Source organism: Gilvimarinus sp. 1_MG-2023 (assembly GCF_030548285.1).
The window spans coordinates 1-237 of the sequence record NZ_JAUOSC010001694.1 but is presented as its reverse complement, the minus strand read 5'-3'; the positions used below and the strand labels follow the sequence as shown (position 1 = coordinate 237).

Annotated in this window: 1 protein-coding gene; it reads left to right on the top strand. The window is 59.9% G+C overall.

Translation table 11 applies throughout. The features are described 5' to 3' along the window. The coding region (locus Q4563_RS22570) for a transglutaminase domain-containing protein (protein ID WP_303606139.1) at nt 1-237 on the top strand (237 nt) is incomplete at both ends.

The following is a 237-nucleotide window of genomic DNA, read 5'->3' as shown; positions in this document are numbered from 1 at the left end:
CAGCAAAACCCGCTCACCGGCTATTTTGAAATACGGGGCATCGATGGCCACGCCTGGGCAGAAGCCTGGATCGACCAGCGCTGGGTAGCCTTTGAGCCCACGGCGTTTTACCAACTGCCCAGCACCACATCCAGCTCGCTCAGTGCCGACCAGATCAACGACTACGTCGACAGCCTCAGCCAACGGCAGCACGCGCTGCCCGGTGATTCGGCATTCTCTTTCGACCAGATTCTGACC